The 22,215-nt window shown below is 62.9% G+C and carries 20 protein-coding genes; 13 read left to right on the top strand and 7 right to left on the bottom strand.

Translation table 11 applies throughout. From position 1 onward, the window contains the following. Positions 1 to 20: 20 nt before the first annotated feature. Both IPF36_RS28815 and IPF36_RS28810 read right to left on the bottom strand, forming a co-directional pair. Entirely contained in the window at positions 21 to 1,568 is a 1,548-nt protein-coding gene (locus IPF36_RS28815; protein ID WP_133093931.1) for a transporter substrate-binding domain-containing protein, read from the bottom strand. 233 nt (positions 1,569 to 1,801) lie between these two features. Beyond that, positions 1,802 to 2,152, bottom strand: coding sequence for a hypothetical protein (locus IPF36_RS28810; protein WP_133093932.1), 351 nt, complete (start codon positions 2,150 to 2,152; stop codon positions 1,802 to 1,804). Positions 2,153 to 2,715: 563 nt separating this feature from the next. On the opposite strand from IPF36_RS28810, the gene IPF36_RS28805 reads away from it, so the two are divergent. From IPF36_RS28805 to groL, 8 genes are all read left to right on the top strand, one after another. Then, positions 2,716 to 2,880, top strand: coding sequence for a hypothetical protein (locus tag IPF36_RS28805; protein ID WP_195431709.1), 165 nt, complete (start codon positions 2,716 to 2,718; stop codon positions 2,878 to 2,880). Then, complete coding sequence (gene kdpF / locus IPF36_RS35185) at positions 2,880 to 2,969, top strand: K(+)-transporting ATPase subunit F (protein ID WP_012352274.1); 90 nt, start codon at positions 2,880 to 2,882, stop codon at positions 2,967 to 2,969. The genes IPF36_RS28805 and kdpF overlap by 1 nt, the downstream gene beginning before the upstream one ends. Continuing rightward, on the top strand, positions 2,969 to 4,789 hold the full coding sequence (gene kdpA, locus IPF36_RS28795) for a potassium-transporting ATPase subunit KdpA (RefSeq protein ID WP_195431708.1): 1,821 nt from the start codon (positions 2,969 to 2,971) through the stop codon (positions 4,787 to 4,789). Before kdpF ends, kdpA begins: the two co-directional genes overlap by 1 nt. A gap of 102 nt (positions 4,790 to 4,891) precedes the next feature. Then, positions 4,892 to 7,111, top strand: coding sequence for a potassium-transporting ATPase subunit KdpB (gene kdpB, locus IPF36_RS28790; protein WP_195431707.1), 2,220 nt, complete (start codon positions 4,892 to 4,894; stop codon positions 7,109 to 7,111). A 27-nt stretch (positions 7,112 to 7,138) separates the two neighbouring features. Then, the gene (gene kdpC / locus IPF36_RS28785) at positions 7,139 to 7,762 is read left to right on the top strand and encodes a potassium-transporting ATPase subunit KdpC (RefSeq protein WP_195431706.1); all 624 of its coding nucleotides are present in this window, start codon (positions 7,139 to 7,141) and stop codon (positions 7,760 to 7,762) included. Positions 7,763 to 7,995: 233 nt separating this feature from the next. After that, positions 7,996 to 8,775, top strand: a complete 780-nt coding sequence (locus tag IPF36_RS28780; protein ID WP_195431705.1) for a TorF family putative porin — start codon at positions 7,996 to 7,998, stop codon at positions 8,773 to 8,775. Between the two features lie 427 nt (positions 8,776 to 9,202). Beyond that, on the top strand, positions 9,203 to 9,493 hold the full coding sequence (gene groES, locus IPF36_RS28775) for a co-chaperone GroES (RefSeq protein WP_063237002.1): 291 nt from the start codon (positions 9,203 to 9,205) through the stop codon (positions 9,491 to 9,493). A gap of 45 nt (positions 9,494 to 9,538) precedes the next feature. Further along, positions 9,539 to 11,182: a chaperonin GroEL gene (groL, locus tag IPF36_RS28770; RefSeq protein ID WP_135704684.1), complete on the top strand. Its 1,644-nt coding sequence runs from the start codon at positions 9,539 to 9,541 to the stop codon at positions 11,180 to 11,182. A gap of 144 nt (positions 11,183 to 11,326) precedes the next feature. Here the strand turns inward: groL and IPF36_RS28765 are convergent, their stop codons facing one another. Next, a complete protein-coding gene (locus tag IPF36_RS28765) occupies positions 11,327 to 11,722 on the bottom strand; it encodes a GtrA family protein (protein ID WP_195431704.1) in 396 nt (131 codons plus the stop codon). Between the two features lie 389 nt (positions 11,723 to 12,111). Here IPF36_RS28765 and IPF36_RS28760 point away from each other — a divergent pair, with 389 nt between their 5' ends. From IPF36_RS28760 to IPF36_RS28745, 4 genes are all read left to right on the top strand, one after another. Further along, a complete protein-coding gene (locus IPF36_RS28760) occupies positions 12,112 to 13,536 on the top strand; it encodes a UbiA family prenyltransferase (protein WP_195431703.1) in 1,425 nt (474 codons plus the stop codon). A gap of 76 nt (positions 13,537 to 13,612) precedes the next feature. After that, positions 13,613 to 14,863 (top strand): FAD-binding oxidoreductase, encoded by a 1,251-nt coding sequence (locus tag IPF36_RS28755; protein ID WP_255519932.1) that lies wholly within the window; start codon positions 13,613 to 13,615, stop codon positions 14,861 to 14,863. Further along, on the top strand, positions 14,860 to 15,597 hold the full coding sequence (locus tag IPF36_RS28750; protein ID WP_195431700.1) for an SDR family oxidoreductase: 738 nt from the start codon (positions 14,860 to 14,862) through the stop codon (positions 15,595 to 15,597). The genes IPF36_RS28755 and IPF36_RS28750 overlap by 4 nt, the downstream gene beginning before the upstream one ends. 149 nt (positions 15,598 to 15,746) lie before the next feature. Next, positions 15,747 to 16,349, top strand: coding sequence for a hypothetical protein (locus tag IPF36_RS28745; RefSeq protein ID WP_195431692.1), 603 nt, complete (start codon positions 15,747 to 15,749; stop codon positions 16,347 to 16,349). Here IPF36_RS28745 and IPF36_RS28740 read toward each other — a convergent pair. Then, entirely contained in the window at positions 16,335 to 17,567 is a 1,233-nt protein-coding gene (locus IPF36_RS28740) for a glycosyltransferase family 87 protein (RefSeq protein WP_195431690.1), read from the bottom strand. The genes IPF36_RS28745 and IPF36_RS28740 overlap by 15 nt on opposite strands. 255 nt (positions 17,568 to 17,822) lie before the next feature. On the opposite strand from IPF36_RS28740, the gene IPF36_RS28735 reads away from it, so the two are divergent. Beyond that, positions 17,823 to 19,052: a glycosyltransferase family 87 protein gene (locus IPF36_RS28735; protein WP_195431688.1), complete on the top strand. Its 1,230-nt coding sequence runs from the start codon at positions 17,823 to 17,825 to the stop codon at positions 19,050 to 19,052. 160 nt (positions 19,053 to 19,212) lie between these two features. Here IPF36_RS28735 and IPF36_RS28730 read toward each other — a convergent pair whose 3' ends face one another. From IPF36_RS28730 to IPF36_RS28720, 3 genes are all read right to left on the bottom strand, one after another. Beyond that, a complete protein-coding gene (locus tag IPF36_RS28730) occupies positions 19,213 to 19,998 on the bottom strand; it encodes a metallophosphoesterase (RefSeq protein WP_195431686.1) in 786 nt (261 codons plus the stop codon). A gap of 214 nt (positions 19,999 to 20,212) precedes the next feature. Next, a complete protein-coding gene (locus IPF36_RS28725; RefSeq protein ID WP_195431685.1) occupies positions 20,213 to 21,184 on the bottom strand; it encodes a type II secretion system F family protein in 972 nt (323 codons plus the stop codon). A 47-nt stretch (positions 21,185 to 21,231) separates the two neighbouring features. After that, positions 21,232 to 22,209, bottom strand: coding sequence for a type II secretion system F family protein (locus tag IPF36_RS28720; protein WP_195431683.1), 978 nt, complete (start codon positions 22,207 to 22,209; stop codon positions 21,232 to 21,234). Positions 22,210 to 22,215 lie beyond the last annotated feature (6 nt).

Genomic DNA, 22,215 nt, shown 5'->3' with positions numbered 1-22,215 from the left:
CTGGCGGGACGCGCCAGCCGCTATTTCTGGATCTGCTTGACCGCCCGATCGCGCGCCGCCTGCATGTCCTGCATGAGCCGGTACGCTGCGTAGTACTTGAAGATATTGCGCACATAGGTGGTGGTCTCGATGCCGATCTTCTCCGCCACCACGATCTCGACATTGTTGAACCACTTGTCGGGATCCAGTCCCCGCGCCGCCGCTTCCTTGCGCATCTTCGCGATATTGCCCGGCCCGGCGTTATAGCTGGCAAAGGCGAACAGCGGCCGGTTCGCTTCCGAGAAATGCGCGTCGGGGAAGTACTTCGTCATCAGCCGGTCCATGTACTTGGCGCCGGCGTGGACGTTGGCCTCGGCCATGCGGATATTGCCGACATTCAGCTCCTTGCCGGTGGCCGGCATGATCTGCATGATGCCGACCGCGCCGACATGGCTGCGCGCCTCCTGGTTCAGCTGTGATTCCTGGAAGCCCTGCGCGGCCAGCATCAGCGGGTCGAAGCCATAGTCCTTGCCGTACTTCTCGAAGAAGGCGATGGTCTGCTGGAAGCGCTTGTACTCCGCATCGTCGGTGTTGTTCTTGATCTGCTTGATGCGCAGCATGGTCTGCTTGAGCCGGTACTCCGCACCGCCCTGTTTCTTGACGAAATTGACGTAGAAGTCTTCGATCGCCTGCCGCAGCTGCGGGCTGTTCTTGCGGAAGGCCCAGCCGGTATAGCCGCCTTCGCGCACGGCCAGGTCTTCGCGTACCTTGATGTTCGGCAGGATCTGCGCCCACATCGCGGCCTTCCAGTCATCGACCACCAGGATCTGCAGCACGCCCGCGTTGAGCATCTCGAGCGCGTCTTCGTCTTCGAGCGCATCGGGCAGCATGACCAGTTTTATCGGCGCCTTGCCGGCGTGGCGCAGGCCGTCGTTCAGCACGGTCAGGCTTTCAAAGTAGCTGCTGGCGCGCCGCACGTGCACGGTCTTTCCCGCGAGGTCGTCGAGGCGCTGCAACGGCGGCGCCTTCGGCCCGGTGACCACCAGCTCGCGCACCGGCTTGCGGTCGCGCGGCGCGGTGAAGTCCACCTGCTTCAGCCTGCTCTCGGTTTCGGTCAGGTTGCCGGCGGCGATATCGCCAAGCCCCGCCATCAGGTCGGGCAGCAGCCGGTCGCGCGTGGTCGGGATGATGATGATGGTCAGCGGGCGCTTGCCGAGCTGGTCGGCGTACTTCTTGTTCAGATAGCGCTCGAAGTCACGCACCAGCTCCGCGGTCAGCCCGCGCTCGCGGCCCTTGTCGCTGAAGTAAAGCGTGCGGCTGTATGGCACCAGTACGCGGATGACGCGGCTCTTGAGCATCACGTCGAAGTCGCCGGTACGGGGTTTGTTGGCAAGGCTCAGTCCGCGCGGCTTCGCGGGAGCTGCCTGGCCTGTCGCAGCGGTAGCGGCAGGGGCCGACGCAGCGGCTGGCGGATTCTGCGATGGCGGTTTTTGCTGGGCTACGGCAGCAGGTCCGCAAAGACTGAACGCGCCCATCAGGCCGGACACAAGCAGGCCTGCCAACCAGCGGGAAGGGCGGACAGCGGACATGGCGGGGATTGCAAGCCGCGCAAGCAAGCGCGCGGTTTGCCCATATGGAGTCTAGGCGCGGAATATGGACTTGCAAGCGTGGACTTGCAAGCGCGCGACTCGAGAGCGGGGAGGCAGTACGCAGCCTGCAGGAAGCGCAGACATGGGCAGAGTAGTAGGAACGCGTTGAGACAGGAAAGAAGATGGCCGGCTTGCGCCGGCCATCGATCTCATTCGCGGCTTGCGTGATCGCGCTATTGCTTGGGCGCTGCCATTTCCTGGCGGGCCGCGGCGTCCGCGGCCTTGTTCTCGACCTTGCGCTCCTGCTTGGCCTCGCCGACTTCTTCCTTGTACTCGCCCTTGGCGGCCTTCTTCTTCGCCTTGTATTCGTCGGAGGCGCGCTTGCGTGCCTCGCGGCGCTCGACCAGCGGGTCCTTGGGCGGCTCGATCTGGGTCATGCCGGGCGGCACGCCTTGCGCGCCGGCCGGGGGTGCCGCGGGCGCGGCCGTGGTCTGGGCGAAAACGGTGGCACAGCTGAGGCCTGCCAGGCCGGCGGCAATCGCGCCGACGATCTTGGGAAGGCGAGCGGGCTGTTTCGGATCCATGGAAAACCTCCAGAGTTGTTGTCGGACGCGCCGGCAGTGGAGGGGCCCGGCGCGGCTGGGACCGCGCGTCGCCACCGTGGCGGCAGTGCAGCGGTAGCCCTCAGTCTAGGCAGCGGGGCCGTATTGCGCTGTCGGGCGCGCGCTGATGCGGAGCCGGCGTTACTCCTACACGGCCGCGTTGATGCCTGGCCGCAACAAACGCCGGATGGAGAGCGCCGGACGCCACTTTGCAGCGCCGCGCGATGCCGACAAGCCGCTGCACCTGCGCGCGTTCGTCGAATTGATGGTGCGACTGGGCGAGACCGCGGCGGCGGCGGGCGCAAGGGCCGCCGCCAGCAGTGAGCGGGCGGCAAGCGCGCCAAGGTCCGCAAACAACCGGGGTTGGTCCCGTGCATCGAGTCCGAGCACAACGCAAGGGCACGGTAGGCGTGCCAGGCGATTTCGTTGCCATCGCGGCCGAACGAATCTTTATGCGTTCTTTACACGCACCCGTCACCTTTCTACCCGGTTTTTACGACCCCGTCGCTAAGCTGCAAGCCGAAACCATTCAAAGGTGCTTTGTCATGGACGGGATCTACTTGATCGTATTGATCTGCTTTGCAGTGCTGAGCGCGGCCCTGCTGGGGCTTTGCGCTGTGCTTGCACCGAAGTCTTCCGCGGACGGCGAACATGCCGGCTCGCACCACCAGGTGCTGGGCAAGAACAGCGCAACGGACAGGGGGCTGTGATGAGCTGGACGGATCTGTTGAGCGGCGCACTGGCCGTTGCCATTTTTGTCTACCTCCTCATTGCGTTGTTCCGGCCGGAGAAATTCTGATGTCCTCCCAATTCGTGGGCCTGCTGGTCCTCTATCTCGCCGTCCTGCTGGCATGCGCGCCTTTTCTCGGACGCTATATCCGGCGCGCTGTCGAGGACGGCAATTATTCGCTGACCGCCTGGGGCCGTCCGCTGGAACGGCTGGTGTATCGCCTGGGCGGCGTGCGTGCCGAGTCCGGGATGGGGTGGAAGCAGTACACCATCGCCGTCCTGGCGTTCAACCTGCTTGGGGTGGTGGCAGTCTATGCGCTGCAGCGCGTGCAAGGCATGCTGCCGCTGAACCCGCAAGGTTTTGGCGCGGTCACGCCGGACTCGGCCTTCAACACGGCCATCAGCTTTGTCAGCAATACGAACTGGCAAGGCTATGCCGGCGAGTCGACCATGGGCTACCTGGCGCAGATGCTCGCGCTCACCGTGCAGAACTTCCTGTCCGCGGCCACCGGCATCGCCGTGGTGTTCGCGCTGATTCGCGGCTTTGCGCGCCAGAGCGCCGCCACCATCGGCAATTTCTGGGTCGACATGACCCGGGTCACGCTGTACGTGCTGGCGCCGATCGCGACGGTGATCGCGCTGGCGCTGGTCAGCCAGGGCGTGATCCAGAACTTCGATGCCTACAAGGAAGTGAGCCTGGTCACGCCAGTCGAATACAGCCAGCCGAAGGTCGACGCGGCCGGGCAGCCGGTGCTCGATGCGCAAGGCATGCCGGTGACGGAAGACCTGAAGACCGACAAGCAGACGTTGGCAATGGGTCCGGTGGCCTCGCAGGAAGCCATCAAGATGCTCGGCACCAACGGCGGCGGCTTCTTCAATGCCAACTCGGCGCATCCGTTCGAGAACCCGAATGCCCTGGCCAACCTCATCGAGATGCTGGCGATCTTCCTGATCCCGGCGGCACTGTGCTTCACCTTCGGCGAGATGGTTGGGGACAGGCGGCAGGGCGTGGCCGTGCTGGGCTCCATGACGGTCCTCTTCGTGGCGATGGCTTGCGTTGCGGCGATCTCAGAGCAGATGGCCAATCCCGCGTTGTCGGGTCTGCCGCTCGACCATGCCAGTTCGCTGTTGCAGGCCGGCGGCAATATGGAAGGCAAGGAAACACGCTTCGGCATCGCTGCCTCGGCCTTGTTCGCCACCATCACGACCGCGGCATCCTGCGGCGCGGTCAATGCCATGCATGACTCCTTCACCGCCATCGGCGGGCTGGTGCCAATGCTGCTGATGCAACTGGGCGAAGTCGTGTTCGGCGGCGTTGGCTCGGGCCTGTACGGCATGCTGGTCTACGCCGTGCTGGCGGTGTTCATCGCCGGGCTGATGATCGGCCGCACGCCGGAGTATCTCGGCAAGAAGATCGAAACCTATGAGATGAAGATGGTGGCCGTGGCGATCCTGGTCACGCCGCTGCTGGTGCTGCTCGGCACGTCGGTGGCGGTGATGGCCGAGGCGGGACGCGCGGGTGTGTTCAACCCCGGCACGCACGGCTTCTCGGAGATCCTGTACGCGCTCTCGTCGGCGGCCAACAACAACGGCAGCGCCTTTGCGGGCCTCTCCGCCAACACGCCGTTCTACAACACGCTGTTGGCCGCGGCGATGTGGTTCGGCAGGTTCTGGATCATCATCCCCGTCCTGGCGCTGGCCGGCTCGCTGGCGGCCAAGAAGCGTATCCCGCCCAGCGGCGGCACCATGCCGACGCACGGCCCGCTGTTTGTCGTGCTGCTGGTGGGCACGGTACTGCTGGTCGGCGCGCTGACCTATGTCCCGGCGCTGGCGCTGGGTCCAGTCGCCGCGCAACTGCAGGGCGCGGTGACGGCAACGGCAGCCAAGTAGATCGATCACTGACGAAGACATAGCGAGCATTGCCACCAGTTCAGCCCCTGCATGGCCCGGCCAATGCAGGTGCCGCTGTCTCTAGCGGATTGCGGAGAAACCATGCAACATGAATCGACGGCCCCAGTGGCCAAGGGCAGCGCCAACAGGACCGGCGCATCGTCCTCCAACACGCCCCAGGTGAAGAGCGCACCGGTGTCAGACCGGCAACACGGTTCCCACCATCATCGCCCGCCCGCGCGCAGCATGTTCGCGCCGGAGCTGGTGAAGCCCGCGCTGATCGCGGCCTTCAGCAAGCTGTCGCCGCGCGACCAGCTGCGCAACCCGGTGATGTTCGTGGTCTACGCCGGCAGCATCCTGACGACCATCCTGTTCCTGAAGGCAGTGGCGGCGCCGGCAGCGGGCGGCGAATCCGCCGGCTTCATCCTGGCGGTATCGGTGTGGCTGTGGTTCACGGTGCTGTTCGCGAACTTTGCCGAGGCGCTCGCCGAGGGCCGCAGCAAGCAACAGGCCGAGGCGCTGCGTGGGCTGAAGACCACGGTGACCGCACGCGTGCTGAAGGACGGCAAACGCGGAAGCGCCACCGAAGCGCGCCCCGCGACCGCGCTTCGACGCGGCGATGTAGTGCTGGTCGAGGCTGGCGAGATGATCCCCGGCGACGGCGAAGTGATCGACGGCGTGGCCTCGGTCGACGAAAGCGCCATCACCGGCGAATCGGCGCCGGTGATCCGCGAGTCTGGCGGCGACTTTTCGTCGGTGACCGGAGGTACGCGCGTGCTGTCCGACTGGATCGTGGTGCGCATCACGACCAATCCGGGCGAAAGCTTCATCGACCGCATGATCACGATGGTCGAGGGCGCCAAGCGGCAGAAGACGCCGAACGAGCTGGCCCTGACGATCCTGCTGGTCGGGTTGACCGTTGTCCTGCTGCTGGCCACGGCCACGCTGCAGCCGTTCTCGCTCTACAGCGTGCTGGTGGCCAAGGCGGGCGTGCCGGTGACGATCACCGTGCTGGTGGCGCTGCTGGTGTGCCTGATCCCGACCACGATCGGCGGGCTGCTTTCCGCGATCGGCGTGGCCGGCATGAGCCGGATGATGGAAGCGAACGTGATCGCCACTTCGGGCCGCGCGGTGGAAGCCGCCGGCGACGTGGACGTACTGCTGCTCGACAAGACCGGCACCATCACCCATGGCAACCGCCAGGCCTCGCGCTTTATCCCGGCGCCCGGCGTATCGCCATTGCAGCTCGCGGAAGCGGCGTGGCTGTCGTCGCTGGCCGACGAAACGCCGGAAGGGCGCAGCATCATCACACTGGCACGCCAGCTGCCCGGGCTGGCCGCGCCGGCGATGGCAAGCCTGAAGCCGGAATTCGTGCCATTCAGCGCGCAGACGCGCATGAGCGGCGTGGACCTGCGCGACGGCGGCGGCGAACGCCACGTGCGCAAGGGCGCCGCCGATGCCGTGCGCCGGTACGTCACGGAACGCGCCGGCAAGTTCCCAGACGCGGTGTTGCAGGCGGTCGACGAGGTTGCGCGCGCCGGCAGCACGCCGCTGGTGGTTGCCGACGCCAACGGCGATTCGGTGCGCGTGCTGGGCGTGATCGAACTGAAGGACATCGTCAAGACCGGCATCCGCGAGCGCTTCGGCGAGCTGCGCAAAATGGGCATCAAGACCGTGATGATCACCGGCGACAACCGGCTGACCGCGGCTTCGATCGCGGCGGAAGCAGGCGTCGACGACTTCCTGGCCGAAGCCACGCCGGAGGCCAAGCTCAAGCTGATCCGCCAGTACCAGGCCGAAGGGCGGCTCGTCGCGATGACCGGCGACGGCACCAACGACGCTCCCGCACTCGCCCAGGCCGACGTGGCCGTGGCGATGAACAGCGGCACGCAGGCGGCCAAGGAAGCCGGCAACATGGTGGACCTGGACAGCAACCCGACCAAGCTGATCGAGATCGTCGAGATCGGCAAGCAGATGCTGATGACGCGCGGCTCGCTGACGACCTTCAGCGTGGCCAACGACATCGCCAAGTATTTCGCGATCATTCCCGCGGCGTTTGCCACCACGTATCCGCAGCTCAACCTGCTTAATGTGATGGGGCTGGCCACGCCGGCGTCGGCCATCATGTCGGCGGTGATCTTCAACGCGCTGATCATCGTCGTGCTGATTCCGCTGGCGCTCAAGGGCGTGGTCTACCGGCCGCTGGGCGCCGCGGTACTGCTGCGCCGCAACCTGCTGATCTACGGTGTTGGCGGCATCCTGGTGCCGTTTGCCGGCATCAAGCTGATCGACATGATCCTGGCCCTGTTCGGCTGGGTCTGATTTTCTCTCCAACGATTCGGAGCATTCATGAATACGCAAGTGCAATCCCGGCAGCCGTTGCCGGCTCCGGTGCAGGGCGGCCTGTTGCGGCCAATGCTGGTGGTGTTCGTCGGCCTGTCGCTGGTGACCGGCCTGCTGTATCCCGGCGTGATCACGGCAATCGCCAGGGCCGTGTTCCCGCATCAGGCCGGCGGCTCGCTGATCGGAAAGGATGGCAGCACGCTTGGCTCGGAACTGATCGGCCAGCCGTTCTCCGACCCGAAGTACTTCTGGGGCCGGCTGTCGGCCACGGCGCCGATGCCGTATAACGCAGCGGCTTCGGTCGGTTCGAACCTCGGTCCTACCAACCCGGCGTTGACCGATGCCGCACGCGCGCGCCTCGACGCACTGCGCGCCGTGGATCCGGACAACCAGGCGCCGGTGCCCGTGGACCTGGTCACGGCATCCGGCAGCGGGCTCGACCCGCACATCAGCCCTGCGGCCGCCGAATACCAGGTGGCGCGCGTCGCGCGCGCCAGGGGGATACCGACTGAACAGGTGAAGCAACTGGTTGCCGCCAACACGGACGTGCCGCTACTGCCGGTGCTGGGCGATCCAGGCGTCAATGTCCTGAAGCTGAACCTTGCATTGGATGTCATCGCACGGCAGTAGCACGGTGCCGGTGATGCGGGACGATTTCGCTGCGTGCGGGATCGTCCCGCCTGTGTGCAACGACGATGCCGCGCAGGTGCGCGGCGGCACTGGCTCGCCTGCGCGGGATCCCGGCACCTTTACTGGATCTGTACACGGGCACTGCGGCTTTTGATGCCGTTTTTACGCGTCAGCCCATATCGTGGCGAGGCTCCCGGCAACGGGGGATTCCATCAACTCTCGTCACATCAACAATGACTGACCTGCGCCATACCGCGGCCGCACTGCTCGCCTGTTCCGCAACTTCCGTTCTCGTCTTCGCTGCCATGCCCGCCATGGCGCAATCCCAGCCTGACGCCGAGGCATCCCCGCATACCTTCACGACTAACGTCACGGTGGCTACCGACTACCGCTACCGCGGGCTGATGCAGACGAACCGCCGGCCGGCGATCCAGGGCGGGTTCGACTACAGCCATGCGAGCGGCTTCTACCTCGGCAACTGGAACTCGAGCATCAGCTGGCTGGGCGACAGCAATGCCGAGGTGTCGGCCCCGATCGAGATGGATTTCTACGGGGGCTACAAGAATACGTTCGCTGGCGACTGGACCTACGATGTCGGCGTGCTGCAGTACTACTACCCGGGCGACTATCCGGCCGGCTACACGCGCCCATACACCACCGAGGTGTACGCGGCCCTGGGCTACGGTCCCGTGACGCTCAAGTACTCGTACGCGCCGACCAATCTCTTTGGCTTCGCCGACAGCAAGCACAGCTGGTATGCAGACCTGACCGCCAACGTGCCGCTTGATGTCTGGGACCTCACGCTGAACGCCCACGTGGGTTACCAGAAGGTGCAGGTCGCCAATGCCTCGTACGTGGACTGGAAGCTCGGCCTGACCAAGGACTTGGGCAACGGACTCGCGCTGGCTGTGGCCTACATCGACACCAATGCCGACAAGGCGGTGTACACCAATGCCAAGGGCCGCTACATGGGCCGTGGCACCGCATGGGCTTCCCTGACCAAGACGTTCTGAGCGCGCCTTGCCGGCGCCGCCGGTTCTTGATATCGATTTAATGCGTCGGCCTGATCTACCGCCTGCCGTTGCGCCCAGCAAGTTCCGCGCTGGTTCAGAGGCTGGAGGAAGCCATGGCTGTCCTCCCTCCGCTTTCCATGGCACGGGACAAGCACCTGACGGCCTGAAGGCTTGCCACCCGTTGCCCCCGGGACTGTTGAGACACGCCGTTCCCGCCGCTCCCACCTCAAATTCCCTCCGTCCGGGAAAACCCCCATTTGGCCGCTGTCTTGAAATGGCCATACCCCGTCCCTATAATTAGCACTCGTCGGGGGTGAGTGCTAACAGCATTCTGTGCCCCTTGCGACACCTGAAAATATCAGACGGCCGTCGCCTCGGTAGCCGGCCGATTGTGATTAAACACTCACTTTTGTATCTAGGAGTCCGTATGAACCTGCGTCCTCTGCACGACCGCGTGATCGTGAAGCGTCTGGACAACGAAACCAAGACCGCGTCCGGTATCGTGATTCCCGACAACGCTGCCGAGAAGCCCGATCAAGGCGAAGTGCTGGCAGTCGGTCCCGGCAAGAAGGATGACAAGGGCAACAACATCGCCCTCGACGTCAAGGTTGGCGACCGCGTGCTGTTCGGCAAGTATGCCGGCCAGGGCGTGAAGGTGGAAGGCCAGGAACTGCTGGTCATGCGCGAAGAAGACATCATGGCCGTGGTGAACAAGTAATCACCAACTGACCGCCACCCGTACAGATTTCAGGAGATTTCAAGAATGGCAGCTAAAGACGTAGTGTTCGGCGACGCCGCACGTGCCAAGATGGTCGAAGGCGTGAACATCCTCGCCAACGCCGTTAAAGTGACCCTGGGCCCGAAGGGCCGCAATGTGGTGCTGGAGCGCAGCTTCGGCGGCCCGACCGTGACCAAGGACGGCGTGTCCGTGGCCAAGGAAATCGAGCTGAAGGACAAGCTGCAGAACATGGGCGCCCAGATGGTCAAGGAAGTGGCTTCCAAGACCAGCGACAACGCCGGTGACGGTACCACCACCGCTACCGTGCTGGCCCAGTCGATCGTGCGCGAAGGCATGAAGTTCGTTGCCGCCGGCATGAACCCGATGGACCTGAAGCGCGGCATCGACAAGGCTGTTGCCGCCGCCGTGGAAGAGCTGAAGAAGGTCAGCAAGCCCACCACCACCAGCAAGGAAATCGCCCAGGTTGGCGCCATCTCGGCCAACAGCGACACCTCGATCGGTGAGCGCATCGCCGAAGCCATGGACAAGGTCGGCAAGGAAGGCGTGATCACCGTCGAAGACGGCAAGTCGCTGGCCGACGAACTGGAAGTCGTGGAAGGCATGCAGTTCGACCGCGGCTACCTGTCGCCGTACTTCATCAACAACCCGGAAAAGCAAGTTGTCCAGCTGGACAGCCCGTTCGTGCTGCTGTTCGACAAGAAGGTTTCGAACATCCGCGACCTGCTGCCGGTGCTGGAGCAAGTGGCCAAGGCTGGCCGCCCGCTGCTGATCATCGCTGAAGACGTCGAGGGCGAAGCCCTGGCGACCCTGGTGGTCAACAACATCCGTGGCATCCTGAAGACCGCCGCCGTCAAGGCCCCGGGCTTCGGCGACCGCCGCAAGGCCATGCTGGAAGACATCGCCATCCTGACCGGCGGCACCGTCATCGCCGAAGAAATCGGCCTGACGCTGGAAAAGGCTACCCTGAACGACCTGGGCCAAGCCAAGCGCATCGAGATCGGCAAGGAAAACACCATCATCATCGATGGCGCCGGCGACGCCGCTGCGATCGAAGGCCGCGTGAAGCAAATCCGCGCCCAGATCGAAGAAGCGACCTCGGACTACGACCGTGAAAAGCTGCAAGAGCGCGTGGCCAAGCTGGCCGGCGGTGTTGCCGTGATCAAGGTTGGCGCTGCCACCGAAGTCGAAATGAAGGAAAAGAAGGCCCGCGTGGAAGACGCCCTGCACGCCACCCGCGCTGCGGTGGAAGAAGGCATCGTCCCCGGCGGCGGTGTGGCCCTGCTGCGCGCCCGCGCTGCGATCTCGGCACTGACCGGCGACAACGCCGACCAGAACGCCGGTATCAAGATCGTGCTGCGCGCCATGGAAGAGCCACTGCGCCAGATCGTGCTGAACGCTGGTGAAGAAGCTTCGGTCGTCGTTGCCAAGGTCATCGAAGGCAAGGGCAACTACGGCTACAACGCGGCTTCGGGCGAGTACGGCGACCTGGTCGAAATGGGCGTGCTGGACCCGACCAAGGTCACCCGCACCGCGCTGCAGAACGCCGCTTCGGTGGCTTCGCTGATGCTGACCACCGACTGCGCCGTGGCCGAAACGCCGAAGGAAGAGTCGGCTCCGGCAATGCCGGGCGGCATGGGCGGCATGGGCGGCATGGAAGGCATGATGTAATTTGTGCCGACTGACTGCTGGCTGTCATGGCCGGCAGGCTGTCTGAACGAAAACCCCCGCGGGTGAAAGCCCGCGGGGGTTTTTGTTTCTTGCCGCGGCATCCGACGCCCCCGGCTTGCGAACGGCCGTAGCCGGTGGCTCGGCTCAGTCCGGGTGGAATGTGTACTGCCTGTCCAGCCTGAATTTCACCGCGTAGCCAATGGCGAGGCCGATGACCGCGCCGAGGTAGCGCATCTCCCGGGTGTCAAACATATAGTCGAAGCCGAATTCAAATGCCCAGAACACAAGGGTAGTTGCCAGTCCGGTCCCGGTATACACGATAAAGGTCCGCCCGTCGTGGCCTACGTCGCGAGCGCGAAACCGAAAGATGAAGCGCTTGTCGAGGACGTATTTCAGGAGCAGTCCCACCCCAGTCCCTGCTATCACCGAAAGTAATATCTGGAACGGCCCTGTATAGCTGCGGACGAGAATGTCCTGGACACCTATATTTGCCGCGGTAGCGATGAGCGCAAGAAGTGCATAGGTAATTGCCAGCTGCATAGCCTGTTACATCACCCATAGAGTGGATAACGGAGTCTGAACTCGCACCATCCAGCCAGTCAATGAGGTCACTGCATTAGTGCGTTTGGCGGATTGTCCGCTCTGCCTCGCAGCCTAGAATCCAGTTCAGGTACCGGCCCTAAGCAAGTACTTCATTGCCCGAGTAAGAACAGGCAAGGTATGGCCGGCGCCCCAAAAAAATCAAAACTGATTGTTTGACGGGCGATTGAGGGTGGGCATCCCGGTTGGCGGTTAGGCCAGGCGCAGGATTTCTCCGAAGTAGCGAAGACCCCGGGCCGTATCCCGGAAGCGCCTTCATGGGGAAACAACACCGCGTACTTGTGGCTTTGCCAGTTTGCCCTGCCTTCAGAGTCTGCCGGGGAGAAGGTATGGGCAAGCCGAGGATTCCGCTTTGCGTGGACTTGGACGGGACGTTGATTCCCGGGGATCTGCTGCTTGAGTCGTGCATTGCGCTGCTCAGGCAAAACCCGCTCTATCTCCTTCTGATGCCCTGTTGGCTATGTCGGGGCAAGGCGTACCTCAAGGCCCAGATCGCTCGCCGAGCGCGGCTGAATCATGCTGCGTTGCCGTTCCACCGCGAACTGGTCGCCTGGCTCAGGGAGCAGAAGCGGTGCGGGCGTCCGCTCTGGCTTTGTACGGCCGCCAATCATCGCCTGGCACAGGCCGTCGCGGACCATCTCAATTTATTCGATGGGATTTTGGCCAGCAGCGATAGCCACAATCTCAGGGGACACCAGAAAGCCCATTCATTGACGCAGAAATTCGGGGACAGGGCGTTTGACTATTGCGGCAACCACCGCGTGGATCTGGCTGTGTGGTCAGTCAGCCGGGGTGGTGTGGTTGTAAATGCAAGCAAGGGCCTGGAAGCCCGGGCCCGTGCCGTCACGCATGTTTATAAGACGTTCGCCCCCGAGGGGCATGCGATGCATGCCATCGTGAAAACGCTGCGCCCACATCAATGGGTAAAGAATATCCTGCTGCTGGTGCCGTTGGCGGCGGCACACAGGCTTGGTGAGCCGGGAGCGCTGGGTGCGGCCCTGCTGGCATTCGTGGCATTCAGCCTGTGTGCGTCGTCGGTCTATGTGCTCAATGACATGCTGGACGTTGAAGCGGACCGCCAGCATCCCGGCAAGTCCCGCCGGCCCTTCGCCTCAGGGCAGTTGTCGTTGCTTGCAGGGATTTGCCTGGCCCCCTTGCTGCTTGTTGGCGCGTCGGCTGCCGCTTGGCCACTGCCATGGGCATTCAAGAGCGTGTTGTGCGCGTACTATGCACTGACGCTAGCTTATTCCACCGTGCTCAAGCGGCTGGTGGTGGCCGACGTCGCAGTCCTGGCCACGCTCTACACGATTCGGATCGTCGCTGGCGCCATGGCGGTAGGTGTACCACTGTCATTCTGGCTGCTGATGCTCTCGCTGGCGCTCTTTTTCAGCCTGGCGCTCGTGAAGCGATACTCCGAATTGAAGGTCATGCAGCGCGAAGGCCGGCTTGAGGCAGCGGGGCGGGGTTATAAGCTGGACGACCTCGCAATTGTCGAGAACCTCGGGACGGCCGCAGGCTACCTCAGTGTCGCGGTGCTTGCGCTCTACATCAACAGTCCCGCCGTTGAGATGCTGTATCGACGTCCGCAGATCATTTGGGTACTTTGCATGTTGCTGCTGTACTGGATTAGCCGTATGTGGATATTGGCCCACCGCGGCATGATGCATGACGATCCGGTCGTGTTCGCGCTGAAGGACAAAACGAGTCTCGCGGTCGGCTTGTGCGGGGCATTAACCGTGTACTTCGCTACGTGACATGGTACGGCAGCCGATGTATTCCTGGGGCAGGGCGGTCCGATCTGACTGCGCGTTGCTGCCGCTGCAATGGCGCATGGAGAATCTGCCGCCGTTGCCAGACTTCGCTGATTCCTACCTGCCATTCGGAAACGGCCGTAGCTATGGAGACAGTTGCCTAAATACGAACGGCGCGTTGCTTTCCACCCGCCGGCTTGATCGCTTCATTGCCTTCGACCCCGGCAGTGGCATCCTCCGCTGTGAAAGCGGCGTGCTTCTCGCCGATATCTCCCGATTGATGGTTCCGCGTGGCTGGTTTCTGCCCGTAACGCCGGGAACGCGCTTCGTGACCGTCGGCGGGGCGATTGCCAATGACGTACATGGGAAGAACCACCACAATCAAGGCACGTTCGGTTGCCACGTGCGCCGCTTCATGCTTCGCCGTTCGGACGGCGACAAGAGGCTTTGCTCGGAGGACGAGAATCCCGACTGGTTCTCCGCGACCATCGGCGGGCTAGGTTTGACCGGTCTGATCCTCTGGGCCGAGATCCAGTTGCGCCGCATCGAGAATCCATGGATCGTCTCGGAAGCCGAACGCTTCGAGCATCTCGACGACTTCTTCAGGCTGAGCGACGCCGGCTCAGGCCACGAATACACAGTGGCGTGGCTGGATTGTTCAGGGCCGGGCCGTCGGATAGGGCGGGGCATTTTTACCCGAGCCGATCACGCACCGGCCGGATTTCACCACGATGGCGCTTGGCATGAGCGAGGCCCGGCGGTGGTAGGTTTCACACCGCCGCTCTCGCTGGTGAACACATTGTCAGTGCGGGCGTTCAACAGCCTGTACTTCCATCGCGCTGGAAAGGTGCCCGTCATTACAACCGGGCATTGCGAGTCGTATTTCTATCCGCTAGATCATGTGCTGCACTGGAATCGCATATATGGGCCCAGAGGGTTCTATCAATACCAGTGCGTGGTGCCAGATAATGGCGGAGGGCGCGACGCCATCGCCGAACTGCTTAGGCTGATTGCAGACAGTGGCATGGCTTCCTTTCTGGCGGTGCTGAAGCAGTTCGGCGAGAGGGCTTCACCAGGGATGTTGTCATTTCCTCAACCCGGTACCACGCTTGCGCTGGACTTCCCAAATCGGGGTGGCTCCCTGCATCGCCTTTTCGCCTGCCTTGACTCAGTAGTGATGAGTGTCCGGGGACGTCTCTATCCAGCCAAGGATGGGCGCATGCCCGGCGCGGTGTTTCGTGCCGGGTTCCCGCAATGGCAACGCTTCAGCCCGTATATCGATCCCGGCTTCTCATCCAGCTTCTGGAGGCGGGTCATGGAGGACACATGAAAAGAATCTTGGTCATCGGAGCAACCTCAGCCATCGCCGAGGCGGCTGCGCGCCGTTTCGCGGAACGCGGCGACCAACTCTTCCTTGTCGGGCGCAATGTGGGCCGACTGCAGGCCATCGCCGAAGACTTACGCGTACGCGGTAGTGCCAGCGTTGCCTCGAGGGTCATGGATGCCAACGACGCTTCCGCGCATGAATCCATGCTGGACGAGGCCGAGGCTGCAATGGGTAGCGTGGACACGGTGCTGATCTGTCACGGCACCTTGTCTGACCAGCGTACCTGTGAGCAATCGGTATCGCTGGCGCTGGCGGAGATCCAGACCAATGCACTGTCCGTCGTCGCTTTGCTGACGCACATTGCCAACCGCATGGAGCACCGACGTGAAGGAACCATTGCTGTCATCTCTTCAGTGGCCGGCGAGCGAGGCCGCCAGAGCAATTACGTGTACGGCAGCGCCAAGGCGCTGGTGACGGCTTTTATGTCGGGACTGCGGCAACGGATGGCCAAGTGCGGAGTGGCGGTGGTGACGATCAAGCCGGGACTGGTTGATACGCCGATGACCAACAGATTTCGCAAGGGCCCGCTGTGGGTCCAGCCTGAGTATGTTGGCAAGGCGATCGTGCGTGCAATCGATGCGGGCGTCGCCGAAGCCTATGTGCCTGGATTCTGGCGGGCCATCATGATCGTGATCCGGTGGCTGCCGGATGTAGTGTTCAGGCGGCTGGCGTTCTGATATGCAAGCTTGCCATTTCAAATATGGGTTGTGACTATGGCGACGTCTTCGCATGAGCGCGGAACCTCATTCCCGATTCATGGCAGTTTGCTATGACAGGCCGGCCATTGTTGACTCGTCAACTCTTGATCAGAGCCGGCATAGTTTTCGTGGTGCTATTCGCCGTCAGTACATCGCTGTCGTTCGATACTCAGTCTGAAGATCGGCTGCGTGTGTTTGGCTCTTACTGGTCGTCCGGCTGGGCAGCGTCACACCAGCTCAATCGGCTTGTCGCCATCGCTGGAGACCGGCATGCCGAGATTATCACTACTGACGTGTCAGTTCGGGGGTATTTCGCTAGGCTTGCGTGCGAAGAACTTGGAACTGGTGTTGCCGCAGCGCTGCTTGCTTTCCTCGCGATCTGGGTGGCGAGGCGGCGGCTTGATGTGTTCATGGCAAGCAAGCTAGGCTTGGTAGTGGCAATTCTTGCATCACCACTTGCTTGGTTTCATTACACGCTCTTACTTCTGCCCGCTTTGATCGAGCGTCCATGGGGCAAAACACTTTCGCTGGCAGCCTGTCTGCTCCTCGTGCCAATTGATGTCCCGTTATCGAGCATCCGCAGCTCAGGCTTGGTGCTAGCGCTCGGTGGCGGCATCTATTTTGGCGCAGTCTGCCTGATTTGCTGGGCCTTCTTTCGGGAAGCATGGTGTGCGGGCGCAGTGCAATCGGACCCTGGCACGCCGCTTCGTGCCAGCCTACCTGATAGGTAATGCTGGTGCGGGCTTGCCCGAAGTACAGTCGGCCTCGGCACCAGCCGTGGTTTTACGTGAGAGCATCAACCGCCGCAGTATTAGAGAAAGCATGCCAACCAGGACGATCGGGCCTGCTTGAATCGACGTTGCGGCCACCAGTGGCGCCATCAGCAGTGGTAAGAGCCACGCGGCCAGCAAGACTTCGCGCTCGCCGCGGAGCCAGCCGCGGCGGATGCCGTCGACCACAATCCAGGCAATAGGGAAGGCGAGGCCGGCAAGGTCGTAGTCGTAGGCGTACGGGCTGACAAGGAACGTGGCTGTCATCAGAATAGAAGCTCGTAGCGCCAGTATGCGGGTATTGCGCCACACAATCCAGACGGCAATGGCGGCGGCGCTTGCGGCGACGGCCTGCGCAACCCAGGCGGCAGGCACTGGAACGTTCGACAACCTCAGCATGGCAAAGACAGTCGGCATCTTGATCCACGGTAGCGCGCCGGCTTCCAGCGCAGCTTGCGCGACGGGCAGGCTGCCAAGAAATGCCGACAGGGTGGCGGTACCAAGGACGGCAGTCCCGGCCGCCATCAGGAGCAAGGCAACCGCGCCTGCAACAAAGAAGGTGGTCCAGGAACCGGTCGCCAAGAGTGCCACCGGGAACAGCACCGCCAGATGCGGCTTGATGGCAAGCAATCCGATGAAAATACCGGAAAGCACTGGCCGACGCTCCAGGCAGAGCAGGGCTGCGGCTGCCAGCGCGGAAGTCAGAAAGGCATTCTGTCCATGGAGGATATTGACCCATGCTCCGCAAAAACCGGCCAGGCCCCATAAGGCTTCACGGCCCTGCGCAATGCGCCGGAATACGGCTACGTAGGCAGCGAGCGTTGTCAGCAGGAACGCGAAATAGGCCACCAGGTATGGCAGCAGGGCAAGGGGGAGGATCAACAGGTAGAACGACGGCGGATAGAACCAGGCGTACATGGCCCGAACCCCGGGTACCGCCGCCTGTTCGGCCTGGAACAGTCGCGCCACGTTGTAGGCGTGCTGGGGATCGCCGTCCAGTGCCATGCGCGAGGCTGCCCAGAACGTGATGAAGTCATAGCCGAGCGGCTTCCCGTTCGGATCCACAAGACCCTTCGCCCGGAAACACAGCACCACGATGGCTAGCAGGATGAGAGCCAGTACGATGCGCGAATACGCGACCAGCCGCTGGCGGTTCAGCCAATGTTCGGGACGACCCATGCGATGTTCCCCTTTTGACCTCGTATTCCGGATTGCCGTGAGCGGGCATTAGAGATTGCCGGAATGCTGGTGCGCCATTCGAGGCGGTACGCAAGGCGTGGCAACTCACAGAAGGTGCAGGCCCGCGGCGCTATTTTTTTAATGCGCATTCAAGTATAGGATCCGTATTTGACGGAGCCAATAGCTTGCGTGCACTGAAACGCAGAGATGAAGCTGCAGCACTCCTCAGCGTGCAAGCCAAAATAGGGGGCTGAAATGAAGGCGGGACACTGGTTGACTTCTAAGCGTCTGCATATCTACCCGGCGGCGATGCTACTAGCACAGCTTGTCGGGGTCTGCATTTTGCTGTATCTGTATCGCGATGCGCCCGGCTACGAGCCCAGCATGGCCTTTGCCAATGACTTCCGTGTATTCTGGGGCGCTTCGCACCTAGCGCTGGAGGGGCGTGCTGCCGATGCCTATGATATCAACCAACTGTTTCCTGTTCTGCAGAGTGTTGATCCCGGGCTGGTACGGGTGCGGGCATGGTTCCACTGGTTTTATCCTCCGACTTTCCTCCTGGCGGTCCTGCCGCTAGCGGTACTCCCGTACCTGCTTTCCTATGCCGTTTTCACCCTGAGCACGCTGGTCGGCTATGTCGTGATGCTCGCGCGTATTGCCAGGCCCCATCGAATTGGTCTGCTGATCATTGCATTTCCCCCGACGATTCTGACTGCTTTCAACGGGCAAAACGCATTTCTGACGGCAACACTGGCAGGCTGCGGGCTAATGTTGCTGGAGCGGCGCCCAGTTGTGGCCGGCATCTGTATCGGTTTGCTGGCGATCAAGCCTCACCTGGCCATCTTGTTTCCTGTAGCGCTGCTTTGCACGCGCGCATGGAAGGCGATGTTTGCAGCTGCCGCCACCGCGCTCTGCCTTTTCATCGCCAGCCTGCTGGTGCTCGGCGTCGATACGGCGTCCGGCTTCGTGCATAGCATTGGCATAGCCCGGCAGCTAGCCACGGAGGGTGCGTTGCCCCTGGTAAAGATGCCGACCGTATTTGGCGCCGCTCGCCTGCTGGGAGCAGGGGCATCGCTTGCCAATGGTATTCACTTTGCGGTGGCCGTTCTGGCCATGTTGGCTGTGGTGCTTGTGTGGCGCAAGCCCCAGCCATTGTGCTTGCGAGCGTCGGTGCTGATCTTGGCAAGTCTGCTGGTCAGCCCGCATATGTTCGACTATGACCTCACCTGGCTGGCCCTGCCTATTGCGTGGATGGGCGTTCATGGCCTGCGACGGGGGTGGCTTCGCGGCGAGCGGGAACTGCTTGTGGTTGCTTGGTTTTCACCACTGGTTTGCGAAGTTGGCGCCAGCATCCTGTCGGTTCAGATGGGCCCACTAGTAGTCTTGACAATGCTGGCTTTTCTCTTGTGCCGGGCGCGGCTGTCGACCCTTGCACAAGGTGTAGCCGCTTCGGTCAGCCCAACCACCCGGCATGTGTCAAGGTAGTGGCCGCGTCCGCCGCTATGCTGCTTGCCAGTACCCCCTCGACTCGTTCCGGGTTCAGGTAAGCCGCTGGCGCTAGGTTCCGTTTGCGCCGTGATTGCCGGATACGGCGATCCCGTCAGCACGGCTAAAGGCGGAAGTGCGAAGGAGACCGGCTCCCCCGTCAGACCTCTACCACGCAGCACCAGTCGAAGCACTGGTTTTCCAGCTCGCCCGTGCGCCGGCTGACATAACCCCGCGGATTGCACACCACGCGCGAATCGTCGATGCAGTAGTCGAAACTGGTATGGGTATGGCCATGGATCCACAGGTCCGCCTGCGCCACCAGGTCGGGCCGGCGTGACAGGAACCCGCCGGATACCAGGTCATGCGAGTAACGCGGGTCAAGACTGCCCAGGTCAGGGCCGTGATGGGTGACGACCACGGTCTTGCCCTCGAACGGCAGCGCCAGCTGCGCAGCCAGCCAGGCCGAAGCGGCCTCGTGGCGCGTTAGCGCGTCTTCCGGCGTGAAACGGCGGGCCTTGCCGTCGGTGCCGTCGAGTTCGATCAGGCGGTGATCCAGCATCACGCCCGCGCAGGCCTGCATCGAATCTTCGCGCCGGTCAACGCCGAACAGCGTGTAATCCGTCCACCAGGTCGTGCCCAGGATCCTTACGCGGCCACTGGTGCCATCGAATTCAGCAACGGCGCTGTTGAGCAAGTGCATGCCGGGATGCTCCGCCGCGGCTTCGGCCATCTGCCAGTCGACCGCATCGAAATTGCTCTCGTAATACTCGTGGTTGCCGGGCACATAGATCACGGGTTGCGCGAACGTGCGCGCGGCCCAGTCGATGCCGTCGCGGCCGTTGGCGATGTCGCCGGCCAACACCACGATGTCGGCATCGCAGCCGGGCACTTGCTGCGGCATGTTGTGCTCGATATGCAGGTCGCTCAGGATGCGCAGTTTCATGGGGACTCCGGGGCGATTGGGTCTGGCTGCATCCGCCGCGGCGGCGGCAGGCAGTGGTGGCATTCTTCAGAACCCTGGCGCCGCGGTCAAGTCCCCGGCCCGCACACCCGCCACCAAAGCAAAAAAGCCCGGAACCAGGTCCGGGCAAGGGACTGTCTGGCCGGCGTTGCACCGGGAGACAGCCGGGGGAACCGTTCAGGGTTACCCGAGAGTCTTATCCTCCCTGTCCCGTCATGGTCGGCAACAGGACGCGATAGATCTGGATGAATGCCGGTCCCAGCAGGACCAGCAGCAACGAGGGGAAGATGGTGAAAATCAGCGGGAACAGCAGCTTGAGGGCGATCTTGGCTGCTTGTTCCTCGGCCAGCATGCGGCGTTTGGTGCGCAGCATGTCTGACAGTACGCGCAGCGACTCGCCGAGGCTGGTGCCGAAGCGGTCGGCCTGGATCAGCATCGAGGCAAACTTGTCCACATCCTCCACGCCGGTGCGCAGCGAGAGGTTGGAGAGCGCCTTCTCCTTGGAGAACCCGGAGCGCAGCTCGAGCAGCATCAGCTGCAGTTCGTCGGCCATCACCGGGCAGCGCAGCGCGAGTTCGTCGGCGACCCGCATCAGCGCGGCGTCCAGGCCGAGTCCAGCTTCCACGCACACGGTCAGCAGGTCGATGACGTCGGGGAATTCCTCGAATACCGTGCGCTGGCGTTCGGCAACCTTGCGTGCCAGCACGATGTTGGGCAGGTAGTAGCCGACCGCACCCAGCAGCGCGAGCAGGGCGAACATCGTGTACTGGTCGTCGACCGCCCGATTGCCATTCAGCGCCAGCAGCCCGGTCATTGGCAGCACCACCGCCAGCACGGTCTTGGCGCCAAAGTACAGCGGTGCTGCACTAGCGCTGCGCCAGCCAGCGTTGGTGAAGCGCACGCGCAACTGTGAATTTTCCCATCCTTCCTTGGGCAAGGACAGCCGCGACACCGGTTGTGCCCAGCGCACCAGTCTCTCGATCCAGGCCTGCTGCGCGCCGGGAGCGGAGGGCGTGCCTGCCTGGCCGGTGAGTTGCTCGACGCGCCCGTGCATGCGGTTTGGTGAGAACGCGTACATCACGGCAAGTACTGTGCCGAATGCCGCCACGAAGACCAGCGCGAGCACGACCAACTGCTCGGCGGGAATACCCTCGATGATGCCCTGCATGATTGACTCCCCTCAAGACCGCTGCGCTGCCGCGGCTTGTTGTTGTCTCACACGTGGATGTGGATGATCTTGCGCATCCACAGCACGCCGAACACCATCGACACCAGCGCGCCGCCGATCATGCGCAAGCCGAGCGGGTCTTCCCACAGCACCTTCATGAAGTCCGGGTTGACCACCATGATCATGCCGGCGGTCGCGAACGGGAGCAGGCCCAGGATCCATGCGGACAGGCGCCCTTCAGCCGAAAGCACGCGAATCTTGTCGAACAGCTTCAGGCGTTCGCGCACCATGTTGGCGATGGTGTCGAGAATCTCGGCAAGATTGCCGCCGCTTTCGCGCTGGATCAGCACGGCGATGACAAAGTAGCGCAGGTCGGCCACCGGCACCCGGATCGCTAGGTTGGTCATGGCTTCGTCCAGCGCCACGCCGTAGTTGATCTCCTCGAACGTGGTGCGGAACTCAGGGCCGATCGGCGCCTTGATTTCCTGGCCGACTATGCCCAGCGCACCGCTGAACGAGTGGCCGGCGCGCAGGGAGCGGCTGATCATGTCGACCGCGTCCGGGAGTTGCTTTTCCATTTGCTTGATCCGCTTGACCCGGAGGTGCATCACGTGCAGCACGGGCAGCAACCCGGCCACCGCGGCAATGGCCAGCACCACCGGTGCCGGCATCGGCACCAGCGGGATCAGTGCCACCGTGCAGAGCATCACAAGCGCGCAGTAGCCCAGCAGCTGCGATACCGACCAGGAACTGCCGGATTGCTCCAGCCAGCGGTCCAGCGTGCCGATACGCGGCATCCGCATCAGCCATTGCTGCATCCGCGGTGAATCGCTGAGCAGGCGCTTCTTAAGGATCGACAGGCGTTCGGCACTGACATGCCCGCCTGCGGATAATGCACGCAGCCGCGCCTCGATACGCTTGGCGGCGGGACCGTGATAATTGCTCCACCAGAGATAGATGCCTTCGATGCAGAGCACCACCGCCACGAACAGCAGGATGCCGAAGGCATAGAAGATCGTGCTCATATGTGT

Source organism: Cupriavidus sp. IK-TO18, assembly GCF_015549295.1.
GTDB lineage: Bacteria > Pseudomonadota > Gammaproteobacteria > Burkholderiales > Burkholderiaceae > Cupriavidus > Cupriavidus oxalaticus_A.
The sequence above is the reverse complement of the archived record's forward strand: the minus strand, read 5'-3'. Positions and strand labels throughout refer to the sequence as shown.

Excerpts from the sequence above, each read along its gene's own strand:
- IPF36_RS28815 (WP_133093931.1), bottom strand. The coding sequence starts at position 1,568 with ATGTCCGCTGTCCGCCCTTCCCGCTGGTTGGCAGGCCTGCTTGTGTCC.
- IPF36_RS28810 (WP_133093932.1), bottom strand. The coding sequence starts at position 2,152 with ATGGATCCGAAACAGCCCGCTCGCCTTCCCAAGATCGTCGGCGCGATT.
- IPF36_RS28805 (WP_195431709.1), top strand. The coding sequence starts at position 2,716 with ATGGACGGGATCTACTTGATCGTATTGATCTGCTTTGCAGTGCTGAGC.
- kdpF (WP_012352274.1), top strand. The coding sequence starts at position 2,880 with ATGAGCTGGACGGATCTGTTGAGCGGCGCACTGGCCGTTGCCATTTTT.
- kdpA (WP_195431708.1), top strand. The coding sequence starts at position 2,969 with ATGTCCTCCCAATTCGTGGGCCTGCTGGTCCTCTATCTCGCCGTCCTG.
- kdpB (WP_195431707.1), top strand. The coding sequence starts at position 4,892 with ATGCAACATGAATCGACGGCCCCAGTGGCCAAGGGCAGCGCCAACAGG.
- kdpC (WP_195431706.1), top strand. The coding sequence starts at position 7,139 with ATGAATACGCAAGTGCAATCCCGGCAGCCGTTGCCGGCTCCGGTGCAG.
- IPF36_RS28780 (WP_195431705.1), top strand. The coding sequence starts at position 7,996 with ATGACTGACCTGCGCCATACCGCGGCCGCACTGCTCGCCTGTTCCGCA.
- groES (WP_063237002.1), top strand. The coding sequence starts at position 9,203 with ATGAACCTGCGTCCTCTGCACGACCGCGTGATCGTGAAGCGTCTGGAC.
- groL (WP_135704684.1), top strand. The coding sequence starts at position 9,539 with ATGGCAGCTAAAGACGTAGTGTTCGGCGACGCCGCACGTGCCAAGATG.
- IPF36_RS28765 (WP_195431704.1), bottom strand. The coding sequence starts at position 11,722 with ATGCAGCTGGCAATTACCTATGCACTTCTTGCGCTCATCGCTACCGCG.
- IPF36_RS28760 (WP_195431703.1), top strand. The coding sequence starts at position 12,112 with ATGGGCAAGCCGAGGATTCCGCTTTGCGTGGACTTGGACGGGACGTTG.
- IPF36_RS28755 (WP_255519932.1), top strand. The coding sequence starts at position 13,613 with ATGGAGAATCTGCCGCCGTTGCCAGACTTCGCTGATTCCTACCTGCCA.
- IPF36_RS28750 (WP_195431700.1), top strand. The coding sequence starts at position 14,860 with ATGAAAAGAATCTTGGTCATCGGAGCAACCTCAGCCATCGCCGAGGCG.
- IPF36_RS28740 (WP_195431690.1), bottom strand. The coding sequence starts at position 17,567 with ATGGGTCGTCCCGAACATTGGCTGAACCGCCAGCGGCTGGTCGCGTAT.
- IPF36_RS28735 (WP_195431688.1), top strand. The coding sequence starts at position 17,823 with ATGAAGGCGGGACACTGGTTGACTTCTAAGCGTCTGCATATCTACCCG.
- IPF36_RS28730 (WP_195431686.1), bottom strand. The coding sequence starts at position 19,998 with ATGAAACTGCGCATCCTGAGCGACCTGCATATCGAGCACAACATGCCG.
- IPF36_RS28725 (WP_195431685.1), bottom strand. The coding sequence starts at position 21,184 with ATGCAGGGCATCATCGAGGGTATTCCCGCCGAGCAGTTGGTCGTGCTC.
- IPF36_RS28720 (WP_195431683.1), bottom strand. The coding sequence starts at position 22,209 with ATGAGCACGATCTTCTATGCCTTCGGCATCCTGCTGTTCGTGGCGGTG.